The 24,258-nt window shown below is 39.9% G+C and carries 19 protein-coding genes and 4 tRNA genes; 13 read left to right on the top strand and 10 right to left on the bottom strand.

Features of this window, described 5'->3' with window-relative positions:
• Nucleotides 1-112 precede the first annotated feature (112 nt).
• Both B5G52_RS06925 and B5G52_RS06930 read right to left on the bottom strand, forming a co-directional pair.
• Nucleotides 113-1,507 (bottom strand): TolC family protein, encoded by a 1,395-nt coding sequence (locus B5G52_RS06925; protein ID WP_176372518.1) that lies wholly within the window; start codon nucleotides 1,505-1,507, stop codon nucleotides 113-115.
• Nucleotides 1,508-1,652: 145 nt separating this feature from the next.
• On the bottom strand, nucleotides 1,653-3,221 hold the full coding sequence (locus tag B5G52_RS06930; RefSeq protein ID WP_217896177.1) for a sulfatase-like hydrolase/transferase: 1,569 nt from the start codon (nucleotides 3,219-3,221) through the stop codon (nucleotides 1,653-1,655).
• A 655-nt stretch (nucleotides 3,222-3,876) separates the two neighbouring features.
• Between B5G52_RS06930 and B5G52_RS06935 the strand changes: the two genes are divergently transcribed.
• From B5G52_RS06935 to B5G52_RS06945, 3 genes are all read left to right on the top strand, one after another.
• The gene (locus B5G52_RS06935) at nucleotides 3,877-5,118 is read left to right on the top strand and encodes an acetylxylan esterase (protein ID WP_176372519.1); all 1,242 of its coding nucleotides are present in this window, start codon (nucleotides 3,877-3,879) and stop codon (nucleotides 5,116-5,118) included.
• 110 nt (nucleotides 5,119-5,228) lie between these two features.
• Nucleotides 5,229-6,020, top strand: a complete 792-nt coding sequence (locus B5G52_RS06940) for an IclR family transcriptional regulator (RefSeq protein ID WP_087531924.1) — start codon at nucleotides 5,229-5,231, stop codon at nucleotides 6,018-6,020.
• Between the two features lie 844 nt (nucleotides 6,021-6,864).
• On the top strand, nucleotides 6,865-8,781 hold the full coding sequence (locus B5G52_RS06945; RefSeq protein ID WP_254911157.1) for an arylsulfatase: 1,917 nt from the start codon (nucleotides 6,865-6,867) through the stop codon (nucleotides 8,779-8,781).
• Between the two features lie 90 nt (nucleotides 8,782-8,871).
• Here B5G52_RS06945 and B5G52_RS06950 read toward each other — a convergent pair whose 3' ends face one another.
• Both B5G52_RS06950 and B5G52_RS06955 read right to left on the bottom strand, forming a co-directional pair.
• Nucleotides 8,872-9,024 carry a hypothetical protein gene (locus tag B5G52_RS06950; RefSeq protein ID WP_254911158.1) on the bottom strand — a complete coding sequence of 51 codons (153 nt, stop codon included), beginning with the start codon at nucleotides 9,022-9,024 and terminating at the stop codon, nucleotides 8,872-8,874.
• Nucleotides 9,006-9,293, bottom strand: coding sequence for a hypothetical protein (locus B5G52_RS06955; protein WP_087531926.1), 288 nt, complete (start codon nucleotides 9,291-9,293; stop codon nucleotides 9,006-9,008). The genes B5G52_RS06950 and B5G52_RS06955 overlap by 19 nt, the downstream gene beginning before the upstream one ends.
• Before the next feature lie 1,035 nt (nucleotides 9,294-10,328).
• Here B5G52_RS06955 and B5G52_RS06960 point away from each other — a divergent pair.
• The 10 genes from B5G52_RS06960 to B5G52_RS07005 all read left to right on the top strand — a co-directional run bounded on the left by B5G52_RS06960 (nucleotide 10,329) and on the right by B5G52_RS07005 (nucleotide 20,881).
• The gene (locus tag B5G52_RS06960) at nucleotides 10,329-10,634 is read left to right on the top strand and encodes a UxaA family hydrolase (RefSeq protein WP_087531927.1); all 306 of its coding nucleotides are present in this window, start codon (nucleotides 10,329-10,331) and stop codon (nucleotides 10,632-10,634) included.
• Nucleotides 10,631-11,824 (top strand): UxaA family hydrolase, encoded by a 1,194-nt coding sequence (locus B5G52_RS06965; protein WP_087531928.1) that lies wholly within the window; start codon nucleotides 10,631-10,633, stop codon nucleotides 11,822-11,824. The genes B5G52_RS06960 and B5G52_RS06965 overlap by 4 nt, the downstream gene beginning before the upstream one ends.
• A 14-nt stretch (nucleotides 11,825-11,838) precedes the next feature.
• A complete protein-coding gene (locus B5G52_RS06970; protein ID WP_087531929.1) occupies nucleotides 11,839-12,867 on the top strand; it encodes an aldo/keto reductase in 1,029 nt (342 codons plus the stop codon).
• Nucleotides 12,868-12,872: 5 nt separating this feature from the next.
• Nucleotides 12,873-13,721 (top strand): amidohydrolase, encoded by an 849-nt coding sequence (locus B5G52_RS06975; RefSeq protein WP_087531930.1) that lies wholly within the window; start codon nucleotides 12,873-12,875, stop codon nucleotides 13,719-13,721.
• A gap of 11 nt (nucleotides 13,722-13,732) precedes the next feature.
• On the top strand, nucleotides 13,733-14,500 hold the full coding sequence (locus B5G52_RS06980; RefSeq protein ID WP_087531931.1) for an SDR family NAD(P)-dependent oxidoreductase: 768 nt from the start codon (nucleotides 13,733-13,735) through the stop codon (nucleotides 14,498-14,500).
• A gap of 52 nt (nucleotides 14,501-14,552) precedes the next feature.
• Entirely contained in the window at nucleotides 14,553-15,899 is a 1,347-nt protein-coding gene (gene fucP, locus B5G52_RS06985) for an L-fucose:H+ symporter permease (protein ID WP_217896178.1), read from the top strand.
• Nucleotides 15,900-16,244 (top strand): L-rhamnose mutarotase, encoded by a 345-nt coding sequence (locus B5G52_RS06990; RefSeq protein ID WP_087531932.1) that lies wholly within the window; start codon nucleotides 15,900-15,902, stop codon nucleotides 16,242-16,244.
• A 25-nt stretch (nucleotides 16,245-16,269) separates the two neighbouring features.
• Entirely contained in the window at nucleotides 16,270-17,118 is an 849-nt protein-coding gene (locus tag B5G52_RS06995) for a fumarylacetoacetate hydrolase family protein (protein ID WP_087531933.1), read from the top strand.
• A gap of 62 nt (nucleotides 17,119-17,180) precedes the next feature.
• Complete coding sequence (gene lldD, locus B5G52_RS07000) at nucleotides 17,181-18,317, top strand: FMN-dependent L-lactate dehydrogenase LldD (protein WP_087531934.1); 1,137 nt, start codon at nucleotides 17,181-17,183, stop codon at nucleotides 18,315-18,317.
• Between the two features lie 455 nt (nucleotides 18,318-18,772).
• On the top strand, nucleotides 18,773-20,881 hold the full coding sequence (locus B5G52_RS07005; protein ID WP_087531935.1) for a multiheme c-type cytochrome: 2,109 nt from the start codon (nucleotides 18,773-18,775) through the stop codon (nucleotides 20,879-20,881).
• Between the two features lie 277 nt (nucleotides 20,882-21,158).
• On the opposite strand, the gene B5G52_RS07010 is transcribed toward B5G52_RS07005, so the two are convergent.
• The 6 genes from B5G52_RS07010 to B5G52_RS07035 all read right to left on the bottom strand — a co-directional run bounded on the left by B5G52_RS07010 (nucleotide 21,159) and on the right by B5G52_RS07035 (nucleotide 24,228).
• Nucleotides 21,159-21,234 (bottom strand) — tRNA-Val (locus tag B5G52_RS07010).
• Nucleotides 21,235-21,410: 176 nt separating this feature from the next.
• Nucleotides 21,411-21,496, bottom strand: a tRNA-OTHER gene (locus B5G52_RS07015).
• Between the two features lie 46 nt (nucleotides 21,497-21,542).
• Nucleotides 21,543-21,619 (bottom strand) — tRNA-Val (locus B5G52_RS07020).
• Nucleotides 21,620-21,645: 26 nt separating this feature from the next.
• A tRNA-Val gene (locus tag B5G52_RS07025) sits at nucleotides 21,646-21,722 on the bottom strand.
• A 111-nt stretch (nucleotides 21,723-21,833) separates the two neighbouring features.
• On the bottom strand, nucleotides 21,834-22,895 hold the full coding sequence (locus tag B5G52_RS07030; protein ID WP_087531936.1) for a DUF3080 family protein: 1,062 nt from the start codon (nucleotides 22,893-22,895) through the stop codon (nucleotides 21,834-21,836).
• A complete protein-coding gene (locus tag B5G52_RS07035; protein ID WP_087531937.1) occupies nucleotides 22,876-24,228 on the bottom strand; it encodes an MATE family efflux transporter in 1,353 nt (450 codons plus the stop codon). The genes B5G52_RS07030 and B5G52_RS07035 overlap by 20 nt, the downstream gene beginning before the upstream one ends.
• Nucleotides 24,229-24,258: the final 30 nt, after the last annotated feature.

A 24,258-nucleotide genomic window follows, 5' to 3' on the forward strand; every position in this document is an offset into this window, starting at 1 on the left:
GCTAAGCAAAAATAACCCAAAAGGTAATAGAAACCACTTAATTATTTTGCCGATTAATATTTTACGTTTAGCAGGGGGCAGGTTGCCAATGAAAAAATATGTGCCAGACATGTTACAAAATCTCACTAGAAATAGGGAAGGGTTCACCTAGCGCTAAAATTAAATTCACTCGGTTTGATAAAATCGCAAAACGGCTTCGGATCAAATTGACTTTGGCAGCAATACGCCGCGTTTGTATATTGAGCAGTTCAAAACTGCTGGCTAAACCATTGTGATAGTTTGCTAGCGTGCGTTTTTCAGCGTTATCAATTTGTGTATACGCATTTTTTAAGGCAATAAAGCGCTGACGTTGCAGCTTCTCGGTGTATAAGGCTTGCTCTATTTCTTGCCAAGCCGTAAGTAAACTCTGTTGATATTGGGCTAGGGCTAAGTCCTGCCTAGCATGTTGTTGTTTTATACGTGCATCAATAGCACCGTTGCTAAATAGAGGCTGCACTAAGTTAGCGGTTAAGTTTGCGAGCCAATACTGCCAATCGAATAGTTGGCTAAAATCGGCGCGGTTTACTTGCAGGTTCGCGCTGAGGTTAATGTCGGGCAAATGCCCTTTGTCTGCCGCTTTACTTTGATAATATGCGCTCATTAAGCGAAATTCTGCCACTAATAAATCAGGTCTTTGCGCTAATACTTTGTTAGGGGAAATAACCTTGATGAGAGTAGGTAAACCAATCTCTAAGTTGGTACTGGCAATGGGCGTACTGGGGTAGCGCCCAACTAAAAGGTTAAACCTCTGCTTGGCTAGATTAAGACTCAGTTTTTGTTGATTAAGATCCGCTTCAATGGTGTGTAAGCTATTTAGTGCTAAACGGTAATCTTGAGTGCTAGAAAGTCCAGAATCTAAGCGTTGGGCGGTCATTTTTACTCTTCGTTGTTGGCGGGCTAAGTTTTGTTTAGACCAATAAACCAGTTCATTCCCTTGTTGGATATCTAAATACCTTAATAACACTTGCCCCATTACAGATTGTTTTGCAGCCGCTAAGTCAAACTCGGAGGCGGTAAGTTCAGCCTGGGTAGCGGCACGCGTATTGGCTAATTTTTGCCATAAATCTAATTCCCAGCTCGCTCGGAAATTAGTTGAATACTGACTTTGTACCCCTTTTTCATCAGCCCATATGAATTGCTCTCGGCTAGAACCTAAAACAGCATCCAACTGGGGTAAGGCAGTGGCCTGAGCGCTTTGCTTAGTCGCTTGACTAATTTGAAGGCGTGCTAATGCCATTTTAATGGTTAGGTTATCTAGCTGAGCCTGTTTGAGAATGTGTTGTAGTGCTTTAGGGATGCTTATTAAGGGCTCGGCACTGAGTTTATTTTCACCCCCCGCCAGTTGCCCAGTATTAAACCAGTCTGCAGGAATGGTTTGCCTGCGTGAGAGTTCACTATTCGCTGTTTCTACAGAGGAACTACACGCGCTGAGAAATAATACAGTGATTAAAACAACAAGTTGATACATGAGGGTAGGACATCCTTGTCTCGGTAAATGTAAAATGCACAGCAACTTGTTTCCACTTATATTGATAGCTAATAAAAAATTGATAAACATGCGTTTTCACTGTTTATTAGCGGTGTAAATACAGATAAAGCGTTTAAATTGGCTTTTAGTAAAGCTCTTGTACCAATGACTGGGTTCTCGCGCGATAGTACGCTAGCTCTTTCGCATAGTTAGGGTCTTTAGCGAGGTTGGTTAATTCGTTAGGATCTGCAACGATATTAAACAGCTCTTCATAAATAGGTTCTTCGTTGGTAGTAAAAGACTGCGCTGGTAAATACTTCAATCTATCTTGTTTTTTACTGAACGAGCGAATGTATTTAAATTTCTTATCTCGCACCCCTTCTTGTCTTGGGTAGCCTTGGTCGGTAAACAAGTTTTCAAGAAACACCTCTTGTCTCCATGGTGAGTCTGTTTTCTTTCCCTCTATCAGTGGCACTAGACTTTTACCTTGATATGACGAAGGTATATTTGCACCGGCCATATCTAAAATAGTTGCTACGATATCTTGGCCAACCACTAACTCATCTACGTGCTTACCTTGCGTGTTATTGTCAAAAAACGGAGAGTAGATAATAAGCGGAACGTGCACCGACTCGTCATACAGAATCGTTTTTCCACCTAGCCCATGTTCGCCAAGTAACAAGCCATTATCTGAAGCGAAAACGATAATGGTATTTTGATCTTCATTCATACTTTTTAGCTGTTCACGCAGCTCACCAACAAACAGGTCTATGGCATGTACTGCTCGTGTCATCTTTAATTTATCGTTTAACAATTTTTTCTTATTACTCGTGACATAGTATTTGGTTAAGTCACTTGTGCCATAAACGTCTTTAGGTAAACTAATTGGCACAGGATAACCCGCAGGTAAGTCTATTTGACCGCGTTTATCTTCAAAAAGGGTTTTATAAATAGCGGGGTCGCTTTTCAGACTACCCATTGAACCAATGCTTGATGCATGAGGTAAATTGAAGTTAATCCATGCCGCAAATGGTTTGTTGGGATCTCTACGCTGTATACTTTTTTTAGTTAAAGGCTCAGCATTCTCATAAAAGTAGTCGTAATCTTTGTTTTGAGTTAAATAAGCTTTAGTCGCCTCCATCAAGCCTTCAATTTGTGTTTGATTTTTTAAATTTGAGAAGGCTTTATGCTTACGTTTAAAATGAAATCCCAAATGGCCATTGCCAAAGTAGGCAAAATCGATATTTTTACGTAAAGGCGTATCATTTTTATCGGCAATTTTTGTATGGTGTTTGCCAATAAACGCAGTGGAGTAACCCTGCTTTTTAAGCTGCATTAACCAACTATCATCAAAAACCTCTTTTGTAATAACGTTTTTAGATCTGGTGTGAAAACCAATTTTATTTTTTCGCTCCCACTGACCGGTAAACATGTTTGCTCTGCTAGGGCCACAAATAGGGCTGGTAATAAATGCATTGTCGAAGAAAATACCTTCTTTAGCCAACTTATCGATATACTTAGTTGGCGATAAGGGATCGCCGGTCATGGTAAGCGAATTAAAGCGTTGGTCGTCGGTAAAAATGAAAATCACATTCGGTTGCTTGCCTTCTTTACTGCCAGCGGCGCTTAAGGACTCAGCAAACGCTGGCATATTCAGAGTAAGTAACGACACAAAAGCTAAACAGTGTAATAGGGATATTGAATTTCGGCGCATTGTATTTACCTGTTGTGATAATCAGTCAAACGGTTTGTGGTAACTAGTTGCTTAGTCATCACACTTTAAGTTGTCAGTCGTCATTGCTTTGAACACTCATAGAGCAAGCAATTAATTAAGCGTTATGCTGTTTAGCTTATTAAAAATGCAGCTACAGCGGATTAAAATCCCATTCTGGTGGGTTTTTTTAAATATGAAACGACAAGTTGTATATGAAATATATTTTGATGTTACTTTTTTGTCAATTCTTTATTTGCATAGCTATTAAATTCGCAATTTCTTTAAAGTTCGTCCTGGCTATTATTTAACAGTACAGCACTGACTCCTTTTTCAAATATAAAATTTAATTGAGTATATAAAATTAATCATTTATGTTAATTTTTTGTATAAAATACAACAAAGAATGACTTGTTTAAAAATGGGCTGTTCGGTAGTGATGAGGACTTTGCTCTTCAGCGCTCCTCTAAATTTGCTGCTGTGAGCGTTAATTTATAGATTAAAGCCAAGACCATTGATTGTCATTTGCTCGTTATTAATCGAACAATGACAACACCTTTTTGAAATTTGAGCCGGATAATTAATGAAAAGACTTAACATTTTGCTGGTTAGCATTTTATGTAGCAGCTTATTGAACGCGTGCGCATTTGCAAACTCTATGCAGATTAATACAAGAGCGCAATTAGAGGCGCATTTTTCCCAGCTATCGGCAAACGCGAACGCAAAGGTTATATCTTCTAAACGTCGAGCAGACGGTATGATGGAGCTCTATTTAGAAGGAGAGCCCTACACCGCAGCCAATGGCAATATGACAACCACGCAGATTTTTGCTCTTTATAAGCTGCCCGTTATGCCGTTAAAAACAGCTAAGGGTAAAACGCCTGCGATGGTACTCGTTCATGGTGGGGGAGGCACAGCCTTTAAACAGTGGGTAGAAAAGTGGAATGATGCGGGATTTGCAGCAATGGCTATCGCTGTTGAAGGGCAAACTGACACGGTTGTTGATAACCTTAACACAACAAAAATTAAAGGCAGTTTGAAGTGGCAAAAACATTTAAACTCTGGGCCCTCTCGAGATGGAATTTACGCTGACTTTGATAAACCCTTAACAGAGCAATGGATGTTTCATGCCGTGTCAGCAGTGATCCGTGCCAAGAGTTTTCTAGCATCGCAACCGGATATTGACGAGCAACATATTGGCTTAGCCGGGATTTCTTGGGGCGGGGTGATCACTGCAACGGTTATGGGATTTGATAATAGCTTCGATTTTTCAATTCCTATTTACGGCTGTGGTTTTTTAGACAGCATGGAGAATCAATATAAAGAAGCCTTACAGGGGAACTTTGCATACCAAACTTTTTGGGAGCCAGGCCTGGCGGTTGGTCATTATTTAAAGCCTTCTTTGTGGTTAACGTGGCGAGCAGATAAACATTTTTCCTTAGATGCTCAAGCGCGTACTTATCATCAATTAACGACTGATTATTCGGTGAGTATTAAGCCGGGTATTAAACATGGGCACAGAGTGGGTTGGCAGCAGGACGAGCCTTATCTTTTTGCTACGCAAGTTGTGCGTCAAGGTAGCGTTTGGGCTAAGTCACTTGCAGTTAAAAATCTCAACTCAGGCAAAGTACAAGCCGAGTTTATAGTTAACCTAGGTAATCAAGAGTACCAAGTGACAAAAGCAACAATTCACTACACAAAAGATAACGGCCATACCGGCAATGCGAAATGGCTAAAGGCTGAAATGGAGCTGGTGGCTTCAAAAACACAACCTGGACGATATACAGCAACGTCAGACGTACTTGCTATGGGGGTGCGCCATTGGTTTGTTAATTTAGAAGTGAAGATAGTGAATGAAAATAAAACATATACTGTGAGCAGCACTCTTTATTCAAATTAAGCAAGGTTGATTTTGATATTGGTGTTGCAGAAAACAGGCTTGTTCTTATAAAAAATGTAAAGCATCATATTACACAGCGAATATTAGCAAAGACTAAACAAGGTTAAAAAATGACAAAAGATAAGCCAGAGCAATCTAAGCGCAAAACATACAGTGCACCCGCACTTGAAAAAGGATTAGATATTCTGGAACTACTAGCAAATCAGGCTGAAGGTTTAAACATTGGTGAGATCACCAAAACGTTAAATAGATCAGTCGGTGAGTTGTTTAGGATGTTAGTGGTGTTAGAGCAACGCGGTTATGTTTCACTGCAACCGGGTAGCGATAGATATATGCTAACCTTAAAAATGTTTGGTTTAGCACATCGTTTCCCGCCAGTTAAACGCTTGACCAGTATTGCAACGCCTGTATTACAACGCTTATCGTACGCGATAGAGCAGTCTTGTCATTTGGTGATATATTATGAAGGCAAAGGGCATGTTGTGGTGCAACAAGACTCACCATCAACAAGAGTGTTTAGTGTTCGATTAGGCGCTGAAGCCCCTCTAATGCGCACTTGCTCTGGACATTTGTTATTAGCATTTGCCGATCAACATACCCGCGAACAAATGTTAAGTCGTATTCCTGCCCATCATGCAAATGATACTGAATTTGATCTTGACAAAATGGTAAATAAAGTACGCAAGCAAGGTTACGAAAGCATTCACAGTGCACAGGCTCAGGGTATACAAGATATTGGATATCCAGTTTTCGACTACCAAGACCAAGCTGTAGCGGCTTTAGTTGTTCCTTTCTTTGCATACTTAGATGGCTCACATCAAACGAGTATCGACGATGCCCATAAATTAATTAAACAAGCCGCGCTTGAGATATCCGCTGCGTTAGGGTTTGATGCTGCTTAGCTCGCCTTTAAGTATTTATTATTTGGCGTTATTCTAAGCAGCGTGCCGTGATCATAATGTTGTGAAAATGTGTAGCGGGTTTGGAAAGGCTTTTTTGTTTTTAAATTAATTAACCGTTCACTACACCCATATCAGTTAAAATGTGGCTCATTTGTTTTCAGCAATGAGCTGCTCTTCTAGTTATTCTATGTAACATAAAATCATTCATACAGTGACTGTTAGTCAGTGTATAAAAATACGTTGGATTTACACGGTTTAAACTAAGTCTGTTTTAGCCGCTGCTTACTAGCTGGTAAAATGATATTAGCATGAGCATTTCACCTTTGTATTCTTTTATATTTAAAAGTGCATTTAAACTAAAGTTTGATAGCAGAATTTAAGTTTTTTATATTATGCTCTGCTAATTTGCGTTGGTAACAGCTTAACGACCGAGAAGGCATTGCAGAGGCAAGGCTAACGAGCACAAGCTATTTTTATTCATTGATCACGAGCTTTATTTTAAATAGATCACCAGCTGCAATCCCAGAATGACTTATTTATAGCTGAGCTTATCGCTGCTGAAGCTGCTGTTTAATTAGTTGTTATAAAACGGCAGTATGGGTTAAATACTTGTTATTTTCGAGCGATGCAAATTGTTGACATATTAAAAAACCCTGTGTATCTTTTTATATATAATAAAACCTTGTTGTCACTTGTGTTCTATTAGTGGTGACTAAGCTTAAATTGTTGTCAATGTTGTTAAGTTGATCTCTGCTAGTTGCATGTTATTTAGCATGAACGCCTCGAGATTTTATACATGGACTAATGAAATTTTTTTCCATAAAAATTAGTTAAGGGAAAGGTTATGAAGTTAAGTATGTACTCCATTCAGCGTAAAAGGTTGAATATTTTTATGTTGGCCATCGCTGGGGTGATAAGTCTGGCTGGGTGTGGGGAAAGTAGTCGTTCAGATGCAAATGACCCAACTGGCGAAGTTGTATCCGCGGCTAAAAAACCGAACATTATTTTACTAATGACAGACGATCAGGGGTATGGTGATTTTAGTATGCATGATAACCCAATTGTGCAAACCCCAAATATTGCGACGTTGGCTGAAGAAAGTCAGCGTTTTAGCAACTTTCATGTTGACCCTACTTGTTCACCAACTAGAGCCGCTTTAATGAGTGGTCAATATTCATTACGTGCTGGGGTATGGCATACCGTAATGGGGCGACATATGTTGTCGAACCAACATAATATCCTGCCAGAAATTTTGGGTGACGCAGGTTATACCACCGCGATGTTTGGTAAATGGCACTTAGGCGAGAACTACCCATTTCGACCAGAAGATCAAGGCTTCGACCATGTGTTAATGCATGGGGGAGGCGGTGTTGGCCAAGCACCTGACTATTGGGAAAATGATCAATTTGATGATACCTACTTCCTTAACGGCCAAGAAAAGAAGTATACCGGCTTTGCTACCGATGTGTGGTTTGATGAAGCTATCGAGTTTGTACATCAGCAAGCTAAACAAGATGCCCCTTTCTTTTTATACCTATCTACCAACGCTCCACACACTCCTTGGCGGGCACCTGAAAAGTATATAGAACCCTATAAAGCATTAGGCCTTGATGATGACTTAGCTAAATTTTACGCCATGATCACCAATATTGATGATAACGTTGCACGCCTTCGTCAAGCCATGCGCGATGATAATATTGAAGACAATACAATCTTTATTTTTATGACTGATAATGGCTCATCAATGGCGACTAAAAGTAATGGTGAACCGCTTACTCGACTTTCTGCCGAGGTGAAGTCTGCTATTGAAGCTAAAACAGGAAAAAAATTAAGTACGCTTAATAGTTATATGCGTGGGGGTAAGGCCTCAACCTATGAGGGTGGACACCGAACCCCATTTTTTATTAGATGGCCGAATGGTGATTTAGGTAAACCAGGTGAGTTTGTTGATTTGGCTGCTCACATTGATTTATTACCCACTTTACTAGATTTAGTAGGAATAGAAGCGCAAGGCATCGACGTAGATGGTATTTCATTAGTGTCTCTATTAAAAGAGGGGACGCCTTTACCAGATAGAACCATGGTGGTGACTAATCAGCGGGTGTTAAACCCAAGTCCTCAGCGCCCTTATTCAGTAATGCAAGGTAACTGGCGTTATGTTCATGCCGAGCAAAATGGGGGAGTTGAATTATTCGATTTAAGCACCGATCCAGGGCAGCAACTTGATGTGAGTGCACAATACCCAGAACGTGTTGCAGCGATGGCTAAAGCTTATGATCAGTGGTGGGAGCATACAACTAGTAAAGGAACACCGACTACACGTCCTATTATTGGTTCTGAACATGAAAACCCATCTCGATTAACAGGTATGGATTGGTTGTCGCCTAATACAGGGCAAGTACCATGGTGGCCGGGATTTGGCACCGATAAATGGGGTAAAGGCCATGGTTGGGTAGGTAACGAAGACAAATTTATGGTTTCACCTTGGGCTTTAAAAGTAGATAAGCAAGGCACATATAAAATGACCTTATATTTACATGATATCCCAGCTAATAAAGTAATCGGAAAAAAGTTCGCTCACTTACAGCTTAATGGCGAAACAATAACCCAGCCTATTAAGCCTGGCGCGACTTCGGTAAATTTCGAAACTCGTTTAGAAACTGGCAACTTAGATGTTCGAGCTTGGTTTGATGATATAACGGACGAAAGTGGTTTAGCGAAAGGTTTACCGGCGTTCTATATGTACGTGGAAAGAATTTAAATTAGAAAGCTTAATTTTTTATAGCAATCTAAAAGCGTCAACATAGAAATGCCTCTGCAACGGCCGTTAATGAGTTTAGTGTTAAACTCATTAACGGCCGTTGTTATTTTTACTATTACGCCCGAAAACATATTCGGGTAGTACATTTAAATTAACAGAGCGAACACTGCTTTGCCCACCTTCTCTACCAGCAGATAATAAAGTACGGCCATCAACAGTCGCAGTTACAAACTGTGGTCCCAAACCACGTACACTAATTCGGTCTCCTTGCTGACCTCCATCATTTCTTTCAACTTGACCCCAGGGACTCGAGACAAGCCATCCACAATATTTTCATCTGCAAATTTACCTAAATCATCGGCTGAAATAGCTTCTACGACAGATGCTGAATATCGTTTAATCATTTGTGAGTGACTTAAGCTTGAGCGAATACCTGTTACAGATATTGTTTCATTATCATCTGTTTCTATTTCGTTTTGCTGGGCTGCATTCGCTAATGTTGAAATAGTCAATGTGTTGATAATTGCTAAACTTAATGCACTAACCTTTAGAGCTTTCTTTATTGTGTGTGTTCTCCATAGTTTAATTAATAAAATTTACATTATTTTAAAATGACACGTTGATACTTTTAAATATAAAAAAACACAGTAAGCAATGATAAAGAATATTTTCAATAACTTATATTATTTCAATTGGTTATGGGTGGGGGTTAAGGTTTTATAGCGGTTTTTTAAAAAATGCACTCGTGGTGAAGTGTGTATTATTGTTGTGGTCATTCAAAACTCAAATGGTATTTACAGTAAAAAATCTGCTACAACCGAGTGTGTTTAGTTTGTTAGTAAAGCTTAAAAGGTAATTAAAGTAATAGGTTGCAACACTATAAAGAGTCAACTTAATTTTTAAGTATTATCCATTTTTAGGAGTTTTATTTGCTGTCGACTCGCTAGATCACGTATCTCTAAAGTTTCTTTTTATTAAGATATTATAATGCTAACTAATTGTAATTTATTATTTTTAAATTTTTTGAGGAGGGGGTAAGTTTATGATCTTGTCATGTTTGAGTTGAGGCATACAGTATCACTCCTACTTTAAGTAACGAGTCACCCGGCTATGGCTTGAACCAGCCACACGGTTTAACCCCGTTAAGTGTTTTTAATGATTGCGTTTAGATTGGCTGTAAGCTTCTGACCTACCTTTATAGACTGCTAAATTTCGCTTTCCTAAATATGTATGATCATGTCTTAGTTGCATTTATGTTAATTAAATTTAAATTGAATGCTTTATCCGTTTCCCTCCGTTTATTTTCAGTTTATCAATTTAAAATCAGTAGCTTACAATTATTTCTTGTTTGTTGTTGCCTTCCTTGTATTGTACATTTAAATATAAAAATACACATTTCTTATTGACCGGATTTTAAATAAGTGCTTAAATCAAATCATGCTCAGGAAAGCTTGTTAGCAGCCAGGTAAATATTTTCAATTAATGTGGGAAAGGTCTTTTACTTGGACAAGAATGGCCCACTAGAACAATATTTTTAGGATGTAGAAATGATAAATAAACATTTTGTTCTATTGAACAAAGAAGACAATGTTTTTGTATGTTGTAGAGAATTACTTGCTGGTAACTCGATAACGTTAGAAGGCGTCACAGTAACGATGACCGCAGATATTACTGTTGGGCATAAATTGTCTCGAACACAAATTGCCGCAGGTGACAAAATTTTAAAATATGGCGTTTCTATTGGTTCAGCAACTCAAGACATCGCTTTTGGCGAACATGTACACCTGCATAATATGAAAAGTGATTACATAGCAAGCCATACTCGTCAATCGAAAGTAGGGAAAAACTCATGAAAGGCTATTTAAGGAAGGATGGCCGCAAAGGCATTCGTAACGTTATTTTGGTGACTTATTTAGTTGAGTGTGCCCATCATGTAGCAAGAGCAATTGTGAATGGCTCAGCTCAAGACGATGTGCAGTTAATCGGGTTTCCAGGTTGTTATCCAAATGATTACTCTTTAAACATCATGGAAAAATTATGTACTCACCCAAACGTAGCAGGTGTGTTGATTGTGTCTTTAGGGTGCGAAGGGTTTAATCGAGAGCAATTGGCAAATACTATCACTTCGAGTGGCCGTGATGTTGAAACCTTGGTCATTCAAAAAACGGGTGGTACTCGTAAAACAATTGATGCTGGTTTAGCTAGCGTTAAGAACCTTCTCCAAAGTGCATATCAAGCAGAAATCGTGCCTATGGACATCAGCGAATTGGTGGTTGGCACCATTTGTGGCGGTTCAGATGGTACCAGTGGTATAGGGGCAAACCCAGCTGTTGGCGTTTGTTTTGATAAGTTAATTACTGATGATGCCGTTTGTATGTTTGAAGAAACGGGTGAGTTAATTGGCTGCGAACAAATTATGGCTGAACGTGCCATTACCCCAGAGTTGGGCGTGGAGATCATGAAGTCGGTCGAAAAAGCTGAACGCTATTATACCAAAATGGGGTACGGTAGTTTTGCGCCAGGTAATGCGGAAGGTGGTCTGTCAACGCAAGAAGAAAAATCAATGGGTGCTTACGCAAAGTCGGGTAGTTCAAAAATACATGGTTTAATTAAACCCGGTGATATTCCCACACAAGGTGGCTTATACCTAATGGATGTGGTCCCCGATGGCGAACCCATGTTTGGCTTTCCGAACATTGTTGATAACGCCGAGATAGTCGAAATGATTGCATCTGGTTCGCATATTATTTTATTCACTACCGGTCGCGGCTCGGTTGTTGGCTCTGCGATTTCGCCTGTAATTAAAGTGTGCGCAAACCCAGAAACCTATGACAATTTGTCAGACGATATGGATATTAATGCGGGTAAAGTGATTAATGGCGAGGCAAGTGTCGAGCAAGTTGGTGAAGAAATTTATCAGCTGGTACGCGAAGTTGCTCAAGGTAAGTCATCTAAATCAGAGGCATTAGGCCACCAAGAATTTGTTTTAACTTATAAGAAGTTTGAGGCGATTGGCCCAACTTGTTTACCTACAATTAGGTAGTGGAGTTAAGTTGTATGTTTAAAAATAGACAAATTGGTAATACAGCAGTAAAGGTATCTGAGCTAGGTTTTGGTGCGGCATCACTCGGTAATTTATATAAAAAAATATCTGATGATGAAGCCCAAAAAACATTGCATACGGCGTTATCTTTGGGGATCAATTTATTCGACACTGCGCCACGCTATGGCTTGGGGTTAAGTGAACGTAGGGTGGGCGATGTACTGCGCACTCGCGCTAAGTCTGATTATGTTATATCGACTAAGGCTGGGCGGATATTAACCCCCGATCGCAATGCCAAAGTAGATGAATTGAGATATGGCTTTGATACCCCGATGCCATTTGATGCCCATTATGACTATACCTACGACGGTATTATGCGCTCGTTTGAAGATAGTATTCAGCGCTTAGGCTTAGCGGAAATTGATATTTTGCTGGTTCACGATATTGGTGTTGATACGCATGGTGATAAAGACTCTTACTATTACCAACAATTAATTTCAGGTGGCTATAAAGCACTGGATGAACTTCGCCAACAAGGCTTGATCAAAGCAGTCGGCTTAGGCGTAAATGAAACTGAAGTTTGTGAAAGAGTGATGGGTTTAGGTCAATTTGATTGTTTCTTATTGGCAGGACGTTACTCGTTATTAGAGCAAGATGCCTTAGATAGCTTTTTACCTAAGTGTCAGCAGTATGGCGCTTCGATAATCTTAGGCGGTCCTTATAACTCAGGGATTTTAGCGACAGGCGTACAAAATGGTGGTGTGCCGCATTACAACTATGAACCTGCACCTACAGATATCATCACTAAGGTCAGTAAAATAGAAGATATTTGTAAGGAATTTGCGGTTCCTCTTGCAGCAGCCGCACTGCAGTTTCCACTGGGCCATGATGCCGTTGCAACCGTTATTCCGGGAATGGGCAGTGAAAGCAGAGTGAGTAAGACAGTCGAGTTATTTAAGCACGAAATACCAGACGAATTTTGGTCAAGCTTAATCCAGGCTGGTTTATTAAGAGAAGATGCGCCACTTCCTAATAAAAGGTAAATGTTATGTCTCATACAGTGATAGATAGCCATCATCATTTTTGGCAGTTAAGCCGAGGTGACTACCAGTGGTTAACACCAGCGCTAACGCAATTGTATCGTGATTATTTACCTGAAGACTATACGCAAGCAGTCAGTCTGCATAAACCAGCTCAAACTGTGCTGGTCCAGGCGGCTGCCACAGATGCTGAAACTGATTTTATGTTAGCACTGGCTAAAAATAGTGCAGTTATTGGCGGGGTTGTGGGTTGGATTGATTGGACCTTATCTGAACAACAGGTATGTCAACGATTATCTACCCTTTGCGAGCTGCAAAAATTTAAAGGTGTACGGCCTATGCTGCAGGATATTGAGGATGTTGAATGGATTTTAAATCCCGCTTTTGCACCGATATTTAAGCAGTTAGAAACCCGGGGTTTAACCTTTGATGCGTTAGTTAAAACAGAGCATCTGGAGAGTATAAAAAACATTTCGCAGCAGTATCCGCAGTTAAACATTGTTATCGACCATTGTGCGAAACCAGACATTGCCAATAATGAGTTTCAGACATGGGCAACCGCGTTAAGTACTTTTAAAACCTGTAGCAATGTGTATATCAAACTATCTGGCCTAACAACAGAAGCTGCGAGTGAGCAAACTGAGGCTGTAAATTTCATTCATTATTTACAGCTCGTGACTGAAATTTTTGGCTCGTCACGAATGATGTGGGGCAGTGATTGGCCGGTGGTCAATATTAACAGTAGTTACACGGATTGGTACTCATTAACCGAGCAACTAACTGATGATTGGTGCGCAGAAGATAAACAAAACCTTTGGTCTAATACGGCGAAAGCTTTTTATAAATTAGTAAGTTAAGGAATATTAAAATGAAAAATAAAATAGCAGTAGTAACCGGCGGTGGCAGCGGCATTGGCTACAGTATTTGTAAAGCTCTCGGCGACGCTAACTATAAAGTAATTGTCCTTGATTTAAATTTAGCAGCGGCAGAAGCCACTGCCACAGAAATTAAAACTACGGGCGGGCAAGCCGATGCATTCACGGTTGATGTTTCAAATGCAGCAGCGGTGTCTGACGTATTTTCACAAATTACACAAGACAATAAGAGCATTGATATCTTAATCAATAACGCGGGTATTGGTTCAGTTGGCACAATTGAAGAAACATCAGAGCAAGAACTAGATAAAGTCTATAACGTCAATGTTAAAGGTGTTTATAACTGTGCTGCTGCGGTAGTGCCTATCATGAAGGCGCAACGTGCCGGGGTTATTATTAATATGGCGTCGATAGCGTCAACGGTGGGTATTCCAGATCGTTTTGCCTACTCAATGAGTAAAGGGGCTGTTTTAACGATGACCTATTCAATTGCCAGAGATTATGTTGATTACGGTATTCGTTGTAATTGTATTGCGCCTGGGCGTGTTCATACTCCTTTTGTTGAAGGCTACCTAGAGAAAAATTACGCCGATAAAAAAGAAGAAATGTTCGAAAAGTTATCTAAATCTCAACCTATTGGCAGAATGGGAACACCGGAAGAAATTGCGGGCTTAGTACAGTATTTATGCTCAGAGCAGGCATCGTTTATTACTGGCTCTAATATTCCGATTGATGGTGGGTTTGTCACTATTAATAACTAGTCCAATACAAAGCTAACACACAACACAATACACAATAAAAAAGGTTGTCAAAATGAACAACACGTGCGTAATGAGCAATACATCTCAAAAGTATGAAGTCGTACCGAAGGCGTTTTTAGCATCATTTATTTTGGTGACGTTATGTTTCCCTTTATGGGGATTTGCTAATGATATTACTAACCCTTTAGTGAAAGCGTTTTCTAAAATTTTGCAAATGAGCGCTGCTGAAGGCACGTTAGTGCAAGTTGCCTTTTATGGTGGGTATGGTTTGATGGCTATTCCCGCTGCTATCTTTATAAAAAAGTACACTTATAAAGCGGGCTTAATTTTGGGATTAGCTTTTTACGCATTAGGGGCTTTTTTATTTATTCCTGCAGCGGGAGCACAAGCGTTTGCGCCCTTTTTACTGGCATTCTTTGTAATGACCTGTGGTTTGTCTTTTTTAGAAACCAGTGCTAACCCGTATATTTTATCAATGGGGCCAAAAGAAACAGCTACACAACGCTTGAACTTAGCTCAAGCATTTAACCCTGTTGGATCTTTATTGGGTATGTTTATTGCCACCCAATTTATTATTCAAAAACTAAATCCGGCAACAGATGCACAGCGCAGAGAGCTCGCTGCCCAGGGATCTAATTCCGCTTTAGAGCAACTGGCTGCAATTACAAGTAATGATTTACAGGTTATTCGTAATCCTTATTTAGTTATTGGCTTTGTAGTACTTGTGGTTTTAATCATTATTGCTATTAAAAAGATGCCTACGACAGAAAAAAAATCGAGTGACTTAGATGTTCGCGGCACGTTTAAACGCTTGTTTGAAAACCGTAACTATCGTGAAGGGGTTATCGCACAAATGTTTTATGTGGGTGCACAAATTATGTGTTGGACCTTCATTATTCATTATGGCACTGAAGTGTTGGTTAAAACGGGTATGTCAGAAAAAGCGGCTGAAGCGCAATCACAAATGTACAATATATATGCCATGATCATTTTTTGTATAAGCCGTTTTGTATGTACGTTTTTACTAAAGTACATTAATCCAGGTCGCTTACTGATGATATTAGCCGCGGCAGGCATTGGCTTTACTATTGCCACTATCTTTTTAGAAGGTATAGCGGGTATTTACGCATTAGTTTGTATTTCAGCTTGTATGTCACTTATGTTCCCTACAATTTATGGTATTGCGCTAGAAGGGACTGGCGATGACGCGAAATTAGGCGCTGCAGGTTTGATAATGGCTATTGTCGGTGGCACGTTCTTACCAATGGCACAGGCATCAATCATCGATATGAACACTGTGCTAGATGGATTCTCTGCGACAAAAGCATCGTTTGTACTGCCACTTATTTGCTTTGTTGTTATTGCGAGTTATGGCAAACGCTCTCAAAAAGTAGGGTAAATGATGAAACAGTATTGTTTGGCGCTGGATCTCAAAGATGATCCTGAGTTAATTAACGAATATAAAAAGTACCACGCTAAGGGCAATGTTTGGCCTCAAGTGATTGACTCAATTAAGCAAGCCGGAATTATAGATATGCAGATTTATTTGCTAGGTAATCGCTTGTTTATGACTGTAGTGGCAACAGATGATTTTAGCTTTGCACAAAAACAACAAATGGATCTTATGAACAATAAGGTACAAGAGTGGGAAGCATTAATGAGTACATTTCAGCAAGCATTACCAGGTTATGACTTGGGGAGTAAGTGGCAGCTGATGGAAAGAGTTTTCGATTTAAATGAATAGTAATAATTAACGAATAGAGGTATTTATGAAATTAGTAAGATTTGGTGAAGTAGGTCAAGAAAAGCCAGGTATTTTAGATGCTGACAATGTACTTAGAGATGTATCAGAGCATATTAATGACTATGACAGCGCCTTTTTTGCTGAAGATGGCCTAGCTAAATTACAGAAAATTGACCTCGCATCTTTACCTGCAGTTGCAGACAATGTACGTATTGCTGAGCCAGTCGCAGAAGTAGGAAAAATGATTTGTGTCGGGCTTAACTATGCTGATCATGCTGCTGAGTCAGGCATGGATGTACCGCCAGAGCCGGTATTATTTTTTAAAGCGACGTCATCAATTGTCGGTCCTAATGACAATGTCGAATTACCTCCTAAGTCTGAAAAAAGTGATTGGGAAGTTGAGCTAGGTGTGGTAATTGGTAAAGAAGCGAAGTACGTATCAGAAGCCGATGCTATGGATTATGTTGCTGGGTTTTGTGTCGTTAATGACTTATCTGAGCGCGAGTACCAAATTGAGCGTGCAGGCCAGTGGTGTAAAGGCAAGGGCTGCGATACTTTCGGCCCAGTAGGACCATTTTTAGCCACCCCAGATGAAGTAGGTGACTTTAATAATTTAAGTATTTGGTTAGAGCTTAATGGTAAAACAGTACAAAATGGTAATACCAATACCATGGTCTATAAAGTGCCTTTTTTAGTGCACTATATTAGCCAATATATGAGCCTACAACCAGGTGACATCATCAGTACGGGTACCCCTCCTGGAGTTGGTCTAGGTATGCAACCGCCAGTGTACCTTAAAGAAGGTGATGTAATGCGCTTAGGTATTGGTGGTTTAGGTGTGCAAGAGCAAACCGTTGTGCGCTATAAAGGTTAATAAGTGTAAGAGCAATTGAGAAACATAACTTAATTGCTCTTAATTATTCTAAGGAATAGACGATGATTATATCTGCACCAACAGATTTCAGAGCAGCAGCCAAAAAGCGGCTGCCTCCATTTTTATTTCATTATATTGATGGCGGCTCTTATAAAGAAGATACACTGCGCCGTAATGTTGAAGACTTATCTAATATAGCGCTAAAGCAACGTGTATTAAATGATATGTCTAAGCTTGATTTGAGCACTGAGATATTTGGCGAAAAGTTAGATTTACCGATTGCTCTTGCGCCTGTTGGCTTAACCGGAATGTATGCTAGACGCGGCGAAGTACAAGCGGCTAAAGCGGCTGAAAATAAAGGCCTGCCTTTTATCATGTCAACGGTTTCAGTATGCCCTATAGAAGAGGTTACTCCAGCAATTCAAAGACCGATGTGGTTTCAGCTGTATGTGCTAAAAGATCGTGAATTCATGAAAAATGTCTTGCAACGGGCTAAGGCTGCAGGTGTAACAACGTTAGTGTTTACTGTTGATATGCCAGTACCGGGCGCACGTTACCGCGACATGCACTCTGGGATGAGCGGTCCTTTTGCTTCTTCTCGGCGTATTCTCCAAGCTATGAAGCACCCTAAATGGGCGTTGGATGTTGGGGTGTTAGGTAAGCCTCATGATCTTGGTAATATCTCTAAATATCGAGGTGCTCCCACCGAGCTTGAGGATTATATTGGTTGGTTAGGCACTAATTTTGACCCTTCAATTAGCTGGAAAGACTTAGAGTGGATCCGTGATTTTTGGGATGGCCCTATGGTCATAAAAGGTATTTTAGATGTCGAAGACGCTAAAGATGCAGTCAAGTTTGGTGCTGATGGTATTGTGGTGTCTAACCACGGTGGCCGCCAACTTGATGGCGCAATGTCTTCCGCTCGCGCACTCCCTGCTATTGCTGATGCCGTGAAAGGCGATATGAAAATATTTGTAGACTCTGGTATTCGCTCTGGTTTAGATGTTTGTCGGATGATGGCTCTCGGTGCAGATTGTGCGCTATTAGGCCGCTCTTACATATATGCTTTAGCTGCTAGAGGGCAACAAGGTGTTGAGGAACTTCTTGATCTATATGATAAAGAAATGCGAGTAGCAATGACGCTGACAGGGGCGAATAGTATTAAGGAATTAACTCGAGATTCATTAATAACAACATGATGTTTGTTGCACGATAATCGTCTACTTAAAAGCCTATTGAGTTATTAATCAATAGGCTTAATTTGCTAAGCTGAACACTAAAATTGCACAGCACTGAATTACATCTCTGGGGTACAACCTTTTTCTGCATCGTTTTACTATCAACTTGCTAATGACTAACAGCAAACATCTGTTTATATTAGAAAAATTCAAAGTTAAGCGAAGCTGTTAACTATCTAATTTTCTTGAATAACTGCCAATAGTGTGAAATATTAGATACTGATTTAACAAGCAAATAACATCGCCTTTTGTCGAGTCCTGACACCATTTTTAGAGGGAATGTTATTCGGTTTTCATACTTTTTTGATTTTAGTTTACTGACTACTTATGCTTTGACCAGCACATAATGAGAGCTGTGACTTAATAAAAATAATTTAAAAAATAAGCAACATTTTGCTTTTGAGTGCAGGGTTAAAATGAGAAATATATTTAAAATTTTACTGGTTATTAGCTTTTCCGTTGTCGCTTTTCCTTCAAGTGCAAATGATGACTGTCAATCTTGCCATCAACAAGAAACTGCCGAATGGCAACAATCTCATCATGCCAACGCTATGGCGGTTGCAAATGAAGAAAATGTGTTAGCAAATTTTGATAATGTAACTGCTAAACACTTTTCTCAAACAGCTTTTTTTTATAAGAAAAACAACCAGTTTCTTATCGATTTAACCGAAAAAAAGGAAAAAAAAACCTACACGGTTAGCTATGTTTTTGGTTTTACGCCATTACAACAATATTTAATTGAGGTTGAAAAAGGGCAATATCAAGTATTTCCTTTTGCTTGGGATAGTCGTAGCTTAGAAGATGGCGGGCAACGTTGGTATGCAAATTATGAGAAAGAAGATGTTGCTCCAAACGACCGGTTGCATTGGTTACAGCCGCTACAAAATTGGAATGGCATGTGTGCGGATTGCCATTCAGATAATTTAAAGCGCAATTACAATATTGAAAAAGAGACCTTTGATACACACTTTACCAATATAAATGTAGGGTGTGCTTCTTGTCATAGCAATATATCGGATGAACATAAAGAAAAAAAATATAATAAAAGCAATAAAGTAGGGCCAAGCGATATGTCGCACTGGCAGTTTGTTGGCGATGATAAAATTGCCAGTTGGCAAGGCGAAAAGCGCGATAATAGTTTTATGGAAGGGTGTTATGCTTGCCATTCTTTACGCAGCCCACTGACAGATGGCTTTGATAATAGCACTGAGTTTTTAGATCAGTTTAGCCCTTCTTTTATAGAGCCTAATTTATACTACCCAGATGGACAAATAAAAGAAGAAGTGTATGTTTTTGGCTCATTCAAACAAAGCAAAATGTATGCAGCTGGCGTAAATTGTATTGATTGCCATGACAAGCACTCGATGAAGGTTAAAACTAAAACCAATGGCCTTTGCTTGCAGTGCCATAGTGCGACAGAATACGAAACAAAAACTCATCATCGCCATGAAGATAACTCTGCGGGCGCACAATGTGTAAATTGTCATATGCCAACCAAACGTTATATGGGGGTTGATGATCGTCGTGACCATAGCTTCAAAATTCCTCGCCCAGACATTTCTATAAAATATGACACTCCAAATGCCTGCGTGGAATGTCATACTGATCAAACTAATGTTTGGGCTAAAGACACACTTGAACAATGGCATGGTAAAGCGCCTGAATTAAGTATTGCAGAGCACACAATGTTAGAGCTACGCTCATTAAATTCAGTGCCTTTTAATGCGCATATGAACACGATTAATAATTTATCTCTGAATGAAATCGACAGAGCAAGTGCCATTGCTTTTTTAGCAAATAGCGGTGTGGAGCTAAATAACTCAATTGTGGAGAGCTGGGTTAACTCTCCATTCCCTTTGGTTCGTTTAGCGATCGCAAGAATAGGGTTTTTGCTTCCTGAAATGGAACGGCTAAAAAGCTATAAACAGTTACTTAATGATAAATTTAAAGCGGTTAGGGTTGCTGCTGCTCAAAATTTAAGCAGTCAACAACGGCCGTCAAATGAGCTGAGCCAAGCGATTGTGGAGCTTGCACATTCAAATAATGTTAATTCATGGCGTGGTGAAGGAAACTTAAACCAAAGTAGTTTAGCGTTGAATAAACAAGATGTTAATGCTGCAATTAAATCTTTAGAAAAAGCAATCTCAGTTGATCCTTATTTTGATGTCAGTTATGTCAATTTAGCGGACATATATTTTCGATTGGGTCAAACCGACAAGATGCAGCAAACGATTGATAAAGGCTTAATCGCCGTGCCGATATCTGCTCCGCTTAACTTTACCCATGGTATGGCATTAATTAGAGCGGGTGAAAAGCATAAAGCCGTGCAGTCTTTTAAAACCGCTATGGAATTAGACAATACTAATGAGCAGTATGCTTATTTATATTTCTTAGCGTTAGATAACGTAGGGCTTACAGCTCAGGCTGTTGAAGAGTTGCAAGCAAGCTTAAAGCATTACAATAATTCTAATAGACTGAGAGAATTAGCAATGGGCTTCATGCAAAAATTAAACAATACTAAGTAATGAGATAGATACACAGCCGCAGTGCTGACTATTCATAACGGGCTATCTTACTCGTGAAACGCCACCGTGGTTTACGATATGTTGTAATGCATTCAAATAGAGCAGCCTCTAAAGCGTACAGCTAGCCTTGTGAGCAAGGCCTGGCCTTCTTTTGGTTTTTTCACCGCCGTCTCATATTTTATACATAGCAGCTATTATCCAATGCCGATGCCAATTAAACTCACACATTTTTTATATTTTAGCGTTGAGCTCTTTTGCATATAAGTTTATTTGTGATTGGTACGACTGAGTGGATTCGAACCACCACCCCTATCATGTCAAGGTAGCGCTCTAACCAACTGAGTTACACTCGTACAATAGAATTCTTAAATTAAATTCATCACAGGGAGTAATAAATTTGGTACGACCGAGTGGATTCGAACCACCGATGTCGGCGTGGGGCATAAAGAGTAGGTAGCGCTCTAACCAACTGAGCTAAGGTCGTACAATAGAATTCTTAAATTAAATTCATCACTGGGAGTAATAAATTTGGTACGACCGAGTGGATTCGAACCACCGATGTCGGCGTGGGGCATAGAGAGTAGGTAGCACTCTAACCAACTGACCTACGGTCGTACAATATGAATACTTAAACTAACTTTATTACAGGGAGCAATAAGTTTGGTACGACCGAGTGGATTCGAACCACCGACCTCTACCATGTCAAGGTAGCGCTCTAACCAGCTGAGCTACGGTCGTACAATTTTTTTAGGATTCTTAAATGTTGGTACGACCGAGTGGATTCGAACCACCGACCTCTACCATGTCAAGGTAGCGCTCTAACCAACTGAGCTACGGTCGTATCATAAATTTAAGCGCTGTTAATTGCTTAACAACGGTCGATAATATATAGCGTGCGCTTGTGTGAATCAAGCGAGAATAGTGTTTTTTGGTTTGTTTGCCGTTTTTTTATTCATATCGGACTGATTTCGCACGTTTTATAAAATCTTTGCCACCAAATTACATGCTCTTTCGCTGATTGCTTTAAGCCGTTAAGTAGATTGTTTGACTGACTGGGTTGTAACATAGGTGCTAAAGCGTTATCCACGTGATCATTTTGTAACCAAATAGCGCGATAATAGGGCATGAGTCGCTCTAAAGCACCGGTGAGCTGTGCTTGATATGGCTGCAATTGCGCTAAATAATATTTTTTAAATACATTGCTGACAATATGCGCCTGTTTTTTATTTTTTATTGGATTACAAAGACTCGTTAAATCTATATCTGCAAGGTAGTTTGTCGTTACATTGTTAAGTAGCGTTTGCTTTCTTACGGCTGTGATGAGTGCTTGATTAAAGTTAAAGCGATTTAGTTGCTCTAAACTTTTATAAATATGATGAGTATTAATTTGCTGATATTGCTCAGCGGTTATTTGGTTTTTTATATTCGCTAATTGCTGTAAAGCCAACTCTGTTTCTACTAAGCCGTTGAGGTTGGTATCGAGTTCATAATGAGTTAGTTGCCAACTTTGTTTGAGTTCAGCTTCGGCATATAAAAATTGCATGAAGTAGGCAGGCAGCTGCGCCTGTTTATAATGCAGTGCGGCCTGTATTTGTTGGTAGCTATTTGATGTTTTGTCGAGGGTCCGCAAACACGTTGGAGCGGTCTTAATGAACTCTATTTGATAAATCAATTTAGTCGCAGGAGTGGCTACTTTACCTAGTTGAGAGTTGTGCTGAGCAATTAAGGTGCTCAGTGCGCATGAGCTAAGTTGCGCTAGTTGTAGAATGCTCACGTTGAGCTGTGTTTGGCTTAATAAAAGTTGGGGGGTTAATTTTATATTAGTAAGCTGTGCGTTCGTTGGCACAGGGGATGACAGCGCATTAGCAAGACGCGACTGGTATTCGTGATACGTGTCACTGGGTTGCTCGCTACAGGCTGTAGTCAGTAAAATTGAGACAAGCATAGTCAGGTAAACAAAAACGCGTTTGTGCTTACCTGATACTGTTTTAAAGTTATTGAATAAATGGTTCACGTTTAAAGCGCTTAGCGACGGTTAACATTAATAAAATAGCAGCTACGGTTAAACCAACAATAATACCTATCCAAAACCCGTGTGGGCCCATCGCTGGCACAATCAAATTAGTACGAGCTAAAACATAGCCTAATGCAAAGCCTATTAGCCAGTACGAAATAAACGTAATGTACGAAATTGGCGCTGTGTGTTTTAAACCTCTTAGAATGCCATTTGCGGCAACTTGTAGAGCGTCTGGTAGCTGATAAATACAAGCTAAAATCATAATCGATGTTGCAAGTGCGATTACTCGCGAATCGTCGGTGTAGAGTTGGCTTATAATATCACGACCAAAAAATGTTATGGCTGCTAATAATATCGCTATCATAACGGCTAATAAGTAGCTGGTGGAGATTGCTTTTTTCAATTGCTCAAAGTGATTTTGCCCATACAAGTTACCAATACGAATACTGATAGCGATAGACAAGCTAAGTGGCATCATAAAAAGTAGAGTGGTGACACTGGCTGCTATTTGATGCCCAGCAACCGCCACCGCTCCTAAATGGGCAATAAAAAGTGGAATACAGGCAAATAAGGTAACTTCAAAAAAGGTGGCCAGTGAAATAGGAATACCTACTTTGGTAATATTCCACATTGTCGCTATCTGTGGTGCTTTAAAATTCGCGAGTAGCCCTTTTGCATCGACTTTTTTACTCATTTGACAATATATCACCTGCGCGATTGCCATGGCAGTAAATACCAGTGCAGTGGCGATACCACACCCAGCGCCGCCCAATTCAGGCATGCCAAATTTACCGTGAATGAATATATAGTTAGCGGGGATGTTAACAGTAAGTCCGAGTAAACTAATATAAAATGCAGGTTTAGTCATGCCCATGCCTTCGGTAATATTACGATAAACACTGAACACTAAAAAACCGCCAATGCCCCATTTTACAAAATGAATATATTCATAGGCCATAGCAGCAATGGCTGGGCTAGTATCAAGTTGCAAAATGATTAAGTCAGCAAAATAAGCAATTGAAAAACCAAGTACACTTAATAAACCGGCTAAATAGAGCCCTTGTTGAAAGTAGTGACTAATGCCGTTTTTATCATTAGCGCCTGAGAACTGGGCAATAATACCCGTTAAGGCCAGTAGTATACCTTGCAGGGCAAGCATTGCAGGGTTCCAAACACCGGTAGCTATTGACAGAGCGGCTAGATCAGTAGGGCTCACTTGACCTGCCATAATGGTGTCAACCACCGACATTAATACTAAGGTTACTTGTGCTAAAAATACTGGGATCGCAAGAGAAATAAGGCGTTTAGCTTCCCAATTACAAAAAGTCATAGTGCTTGCTAAATAAGAAATAATTGGCCG

This window comes from Pseudoalteromonas sp. A601 (assembly GCF_002165575.1).
Classification (GTDB): domain Bacteria; phylum Pseudomonadota; class Gammaproteobacteria; order Enterobacterales; family Alteromonadaceae; genus Pseudoalteromonas.

Excerpts from the sequence above, each read along its gene's own strand:
- B5G52_RS06980 (WP_087531931.1), top strand. The coding sequence starts at position 13,733 with ATGAAAAATAAAATAGCAGTAGTAACCGGCGGTGGCAGCGGCATTGGC.
- B5G52_RS06995 (WP_087531933.1), top strand. The coding sequence starts at position 16,270 with ATGAAATTAGTAAGATTTGGTGAAGTAGGTCAAGAAAAGCCAGGTATT.
- B5G52_RS06930 (WP_217896177.1), bottom strand. The coding sequence starts at position 3,221 with ATGCGCCGAAATTCAATATCCCTATTACACTGTTTAGCTTTTGTGTCG.
- B5G52_RS06945 (WP_254911157.1), top strand. The coding sequence starts at position 6,865 with ATGAAGTTAAGTATGTACTCCATTCAGCGTAAAAGGTTGAATATTTTT.
- B5G52_RS06965 (WP_087531928.1), top strand. The coding sequence starts at position 10,631 with ATGAAAGGCTATTTAAGGAAGGATGGCCGCAAAGGCATTCGTAACGTT.
- B5G52_RS07035 (WP_087531937.1), bottom strand. The coding sequence starts at position 24,228 with ATGACTTTTTGTAATTGGGAAGCTAAACGCCTTATTTCTCTTGCGATC.
- B5G52_RS06975 (WP_087531930.1), top strand. The coding sequence starts at position 12,873 with ATGTCTCATACAGTGATAGATAGCCATCATCATTTTTGGCAGTTAAGC.
- B5G52_RS06935 (WP_176372519.1), top strand. The coding sequence starts at position 3,877 with ATGCAGATTAATACAAGAGCGCAATTAGAGGCGCATTTTTCCCAGCTA.
- B5G52_RS06970 (WP_087531929.1), top strand. The coding sequence starts at position 11,839 with ATGTTTAAAAATAGACAAATTGGTAATACAGCAGTAAAGGTATCTGAG.
- B5G52_RS06940 (WP_087531924.1), top strand. The coding sequence starts at position 5,229 with ATGACAAAAGATAAGCCAGAGCAATCTAAGCGCAAAACATACAGTGCA.
- B5G52_RS06960 (WP_087531927.1), top strand. The coding sequence starts at position 10,329 with ATGATAAATAAACATTTTGTTCTATTGAACAAAGAAGACAATGTTTTT.
- B5G52_RS06990 (WP_087531932.1), top strand. The coding sequence starts at position 15,900 with ATGATGAAACAGTATTGTTTGGCGCTGGATCTCAAAGATGATCCTGAG.
- B5G52_RS07005 (WP_087531935.1), top strand. The coding sequence starts at position 18,773 with ATGAGAAATATATTTAAAATTTTACTGGTTATTAGCTTTTCCGTTGTC.
- lldD (WP_087531934.1), top strand. The coding sequence starts at position 17,181 with ATGATTATATCTGCACCAACAGATTTCAGAGCAGCAGCCAAAAAGCGG.
- fucP (WP_217896178.1), top strand. The coding sequence starts at position 14,553 with ATGAACAACACGTGCGTAATGAGCAATACATCTCAAAAGTATGAAGTC.
- B5G52_RS06925 (WP_176372518.1), bottom strand. The coding sequence starts at position 1,507 with ATGTATCAACTTGTTGTTTTAATCACTGTATTATTTCTCAGCGCGTGT.